This window comes from Borreliella japonica (assembly GCF_900099615.1).
In the GTDB taxonomy this organism is placed as follows: Bacteria; Spirochaetota; Spirochaetia; order Borreliales; family Borreliaceae; genus Borreliella; species Borreliella japonica.
Genome location: NZ_FMTE01000015.1, coordinates 1 through 5,301 on the forward strand (window position 1 = coordinate 1; position 5,301 = coordinate 5,301).

Consider the following 5,301-nt stretch of genomic DNA (forward strand, 5'->3'; position numbering starts at 1 on the left):
TTTTGTAAAAAATTTGGTAAAAAAAGTTTTTGCTATATAATTATTTATAACCATATAGGAGGTTGACGATTATGTCACACATAACAAATAATCAAAATATCCAAAATAATATACAAGCAGAAATTAGCTTTATAAGCGATATGAAAACCCTAAGGATGAACTTAGCAGGGATTGAGAAAAATCTTAAAGGATATGGCTATAAATATCAGAATTTCAATGATATAGTAGAAGAAATTTATAACGTCATTGAAAAGCACAATTTACAACTTGATTTTAAGCAATTTCCAACTTTTACACACGATCCGTATGGTAGAGTTCATATTGTTAGAACTACATTTTATAGTACAAATACTGGGTATAAAGACTCATTTGATACACCAATACTTACAGAAAATTTAAAATGGCATAATGAAAATGGTTCTAAAAATGTTAATACAACGCCACAACTTGTGGGCTCATCAATTACTTATTTCAAAAGATACGCCTTAGTAGCATATCTTAACATAAGAAGTGAAGTGGACACTGATGCAGACTCTAATAACAATAATTATGAAAACGAAAATTCTAATATGCCTAGCAAACAAGTTAGTGTTAATCAAGAACAAAAAAAAGACATAAATCAAAACCAAAATCAAATAAAAAACTTTAACAAAAAGTTAAAAACTGGAAAGTTTTATTGCTATGAAATTTTTAGAAACGCATTGTTTAATGTGAAAAACTGGGTAAATGAAGATACAGAAAAAAAGAATATAAATGCTCTTATTAGGGCATTATGTGTTGATAATGATGATGTTTTAGGTGATATTCTTGAAAAAAATTCTGAGCTTAAAAGCATAGAATATTGGACAAGAATTTTAAAAGAATATTTTAATAAAACTAATAGATTAGACGATCTAAATAAGTTTGAAAAATTTATTTCTGATAAGAAATACGCTTATAATACAAGCGTATTAAAATTTTTTTGTATGTTAAAAGAAGAAAGACAATTTGATTATATATTTTCATTGTAATTATTTAAATTAATACCAATATTTCCCCTTATTGAGGGAAATATTAACTAATTAGTGAACTATTATATATCTAAATCAAAGATTATAGAAATAATAGTTCACACTATCTTTTTTTATTAAAATTCTTTTCTAAAGTTTCTGTTTTGTAATTTACAGTGTCTAGCGCGAGCTTTAAATTATTCTCTACACTATCTTTTTCATCATTATAATTTTCAAATAAATTGAGATAATGTTTACTTATGAAAACTTATTAATTAAGGGGCAACATTAATATGAAAAAAATTTTTACATTAATACTAATTTTTGGGTTAACAATTCAAATGTTTGCTACAAATAATGAGAAAGATATAATTGATAAAGAGCTTAAGGTGTGGTTTATTCATGAATATCGATACAAGTATAGGAAAGAGATAAATAGAGATGATAAAAAACTTAAAATTTTTGATCAAAGATATAAGGAAGAAAATATAAATGCTAGGGTACCATTTCTTTTGAATATTTTTTTGCCTTTTGGAGTAGGCTCCTTTGTTCAAGGAGATTATATGACTGCTTTTCCAGTGCTTGGATGTAATTTATTAGGGCTAGCCCTTTTCATAACTGGAGTTACTATTGACACCAATGGAAGATATGCTAGAGAAAAGCCCGTGCTAATGGGCACTGGGGCAATACTGTTTTTATCTTCCTATTTTACTTCACTCTATATGCCACATAGATTTGCATATGTATACAACGACACCCTAAAAAAAACACTATTCGAGGAAATTACGGGGTTTGAAACCAGTTTAAATATTGGCATAAACGGATTTCAATTGTCGTTCAAAAAAAGTTATTAAATATAACCTACTACACGAGTTAAAGAAATTCTTTTTTAAAGAAATTCTTTAACTGTATATATAAATTTAATACATTTTTCAATTCTTCATAATATTTTGATATAATCACTCTAATACTTAAGATAACTTAAGCTTTATAAAAAATATCCTTAATAATAATTATTATTAACACTTAAAATGAATTTATAACAAAAACCTATATAAAAGAAAAAAAATTCAATAAACAGTTTATTTGTTTTTGAAACAATTAAACTGCAATTTTTTAAGGATTTAAAAAACTAATTTTATTACATTGTAGTATTACATTTTAACAAACCGCAAATGTAATACTAATGAAATTTTTTAGAATTCTCCATCACAAAGACTATCTTCTTTAAAACGGATTATAAAGGGCATACAGGGCAAATTTTTGAGTTTTTTATATATATTAGACGTAGTATAGTATATAAACCGAGCGATATCCTTAAAATTGCCATTTAAGCTTATTATATCCATCCTACAGCCCGAATTTTGCACATAATGTGGGGCCTATTAGTTAATAACAACGCATTAGTTTTTGGCACAATTTAAATTGTAATTTTGATTAATTTTTATTAACTGAATGTTAACGTATAGAAAAAAGTCAATTTTGCATATATCAATATTTATTTTATTTAAATAAATAATACTGCAAATTTAACCCCGTAAAGATATTAAAAAATTAACAAAAACCATTAAATGAAAACAAAATCTTTTAATTACTAATTTAGAATAGCAAAATTAATAAAGTCTTTTTATAATGATTGTTACAACTTTACAAGTTACATTTTTATTTTTATCTATTTTTTCTTTTTTACTTGCCATATTACTGAAAAAAACTAACAAAACCAATTAATAACCAACTAGTCTTATTAGTTTTTATAAGGAAATACAAAAAAACAAAAATTATTATATTTTAACAAAAAATTAGTAGTAAAATCCACAAAAATATTTTTGTTATATTTAGAATAACGTTTATGTAGATACATTTATGTACGCTTAAAAATTGTTTTTTCACTTGTTACAGTTATTCTAGCCCGAATTTTGCATACAATTAAAACTTTTTTAGTTTGACTAATATTGATAATTCTTGATAAAATTTAAGGTAGAATTAATATAAATTGATATTATTTTATTTTGATATTTAATTTTGTTTGATTTAAAAGTGGAGCTAATTAATGAAAGTTAACGATTATTTAGATTTTAAAAAAAACACTACAGAAGTGTTACTTAAGATTCACGATGATTATCAAAAAATACTACAAATAATAGATAAAAATAAAACCTTAAAAACCCGGATAAAAAAATCGACTGAAAATAAACAAGAAAATTCTAAAATCTCTACTAAACTGTACTTAAATCCAAAAACCAATCAATTAATTATAAAATGTGTAAAAACCTTAAAACAAATTGACCCAATATCTGGATGGTTTGTACATCTACTGGTAATAAGTGGGTGTAGGGGCGCAGAACTGCAAAAAGTAAAAATGCAAGATATTTCATCCTTTTTAAGCAAAACCGGAAAAACTTTATACAACATAAAAGTAAATGTGGTAAAAAAAAGAATTAACACTTGTGTTAGAGAATTTGTTATAAATTCAAAAGAATTTAATGCTATTCAAAAAGTGCATAAAGATTATTTTAAAGAAAAAAATCTTAATACAACCCGCACTTATTTTTTTCAAAAAACCAAACATAGATTTAAAAATAATCAAATTAGCATTGACCATATTGCTAAAAAATTCAAAAAGTTACTTAGAAAGTGGGGGTTTAGAGCAAATAAATCACTCCATTTATGTAGAAATTTGTTTATTTTCAATTTAAAATCTAACGGCTACAATTCTTTTCAAATTAAAGAACTTATGAAATATTCTTCAACATATGAAATTGATAATATTTATGGACTATCTTCTGCAAGTAAAATTCAAGCGTATGAGTGCATAAAAAATAGTATTGGCTTATAAATTACCTATCTAAGCTTAGGTGATTTATATCTTTATTTTTGATATATAATCTATATTAACTTATTTTCTATAACAATTTTTTTCCGTGTCTCTATTCAACGGGGACACGGGTACTATTTAAAAACGCTATATTGTTAGAAAAGAATACTTTTTCACATGTTGGTAATAGGCTCTTCACCCTATCTGAAATCGCCCTTTTATTAGGGTCATAATTGAACATAAATTCTCTAAATTTATAATTTACATTATTAATTAGTGGATATTTACGTATGATTTCATCAATTTTAATTTTGAGTAGTTCTTTAATGGGTTTTTCTTTTTTTCTGTTTTCATTTTGAATTTTGTTCAGTTCTACTTTTAAATTTTTAATTTCAAAAAGAGAACACTCAAGGTTTATAGCAGACTGCTTGGTTTTAATCTCAAGGTCAACGCACTCAACATACTCTACAAATTCATTTATCCAATTAAACTCAACTCCAGATTGATAAAAATCACTATTTACTACCAATTCTTCAATAAAATTTATAAAAGTATGATTATCATCATTATGTGACATTAATAAATTGACCGCATTATTTTTCCCAATTTTATTTCTTAAATTGATAATTTCCAATTCACAGTTATTAACAAATTCAAGCACTTTTGATATTAAAGAATCATTTCTTTTTATCTTACAATTAATAGGTGTTGCACCTATTAAAAAGAATAAATTGCAATTCTCAAGCCCAGTACATGCCAACTGCATTTGTGCTTGTACATAGTATTTGAAAAAATACTTGTTACTTAAGAAATTGCCATTTTTATTGTACTCTTCAATAGCGCTACTCATATAATTAGAATCGCTACTTTTAATCTCTAAAAGTTCTAAATCACCATTATTATTAATAAGCCAACCGTCAATTGTTGAGCCCACTAAAGTTTTTGAATTTCCCATTTTTTTGAAATAATTATATTTATCAACACCGTTGGCATATTTATTTTTATACAAAACATCAATATTATCGCCGTGTACCTTTATAAATTCTCTAAATCCTAAATTTTCTAACTCTTTGCCCTTAAGCATATATAAATTCTCTTCAAAAGGCATACTCATACCAAAATATTTAAGCACTCTATTTACCATTAAATCTTTTAGCCCTACGCCACCAATAAGAATATTTCCTACTTCACTAGCACCGTATTTATCAAGTTTGTTTCTCTGCAGGCTAAAATCAAGATTTCGGTCAAATTTAAAACACTCTCTACTGCTTATTTCTGGTAATTTTTTGCCTATCTTGCTTAATTTACTTTTTTCTTTAGTTTGAGTGGATTTTTCTTCAAATACCTCGAAGCCAATAAAACTTTGTTGATTAACATGTATTATTCTGGATTTTCTGTTTATCTTGTTATTTTGGATTTCTTGATTATTTGTTATGTGTGACATAATCGTCAACCTCCTATATGGTTATAAATAATTATATAGCAAAAACTTTTTTT

The 5,301-nt window shown here is 25.3% G+C and carries 4 protein-coding genes; 3 read left to right on the forward strand and 1 reads right to left on the reverse strand.

All coding sequences use genetic code 11. The annotated features are described in order from the left end of the window. Positions 1 to 71: 71 nt before the first annotated feature. The 3 genes from BLO14_RS05450 to BLO14_RS05460 all read left to right on the forward strand — a co-directional run bounded on the left by BLO14_RS05450 (position 72) and on the right by BLO14_RS05460 (position 3,825). Entirely contained in the window at positions 72 to 1,010 is a 939-nt protein-coding gene (locus BLO14_RS05450) for an ERF family protein (RefSeq protein ID WP_091973826.1), read from the forward strand. A 272-nt stretch (positions 1,011 to 1,282) separates the two neighbouring features. Further along, positions 1,283 to 1,843, forward strand: coding sequence for a P13 family porin (locus BLO14_RS05455; RefSeq protein ID WP_091973830.1), 561 nt, complete (start codon positions 1,283 to 1,285; stop codon positions 1,841 to 1,843). 1,196 nt (positions 1,844 to 3,039) lie between these two features. Continuing rightward, a complete protein-coding gene (locus tag BLO14_RS05460) occupies positions 3,040 to 3,825 on the forward strand; it encodes a site-specific integrase (RefSeq protein ID WP_091973833.1) in 786 nt (261 codons plus the stop codon). 91 nt (positions 3,826 to 3,916) lie between these two features. Here the strand turns inward: BLO14_RS05460 and BLO14_RS05465 are convergent, their stop codons facing one another. After that, complete coding sequence (locus tag BLO14_RS05465; RefSeq protein WP_091973836.1) at positions 3,917 to 5,248, reverse strand: DUF244 domain-containing protein; 1,332 nt, start codon at positions 5,246 to 5,248, stop codon at positions 3,917 to 3,919. Positions 5,249 to 5,301 lie beyond the last annotated feature (53 nt).

Coding starts and splice junctions, on each gene's coding strand:
- BLO14_RS05455 (WP_091973830.1), top strand. CDS start 1,283: ATGAAAAAAATTTTTACATTAATACTAATTTTTGGGTTAACAATTCAA.
- BLO14_RS05460 (WP_091973833.1), top strand. CDS start 3,040: ATGAAAGTTAACGATTATTTAGATTTTAAAAAAAACACTACAGAAGTG.
- BLO14_RS05450 (WP_091973826.1), top strand. CDS start 72: ATGTCACACATAACAAATAATCAAAATATCCAAAATAATATACAAGCA.
- BLO14_RS05465 (WP_091973836.1), bottom strand. CDS start 5,248: ATGTCACACATAACAAATAATCAAGAAATCCAAAATAACAAGATAAAC.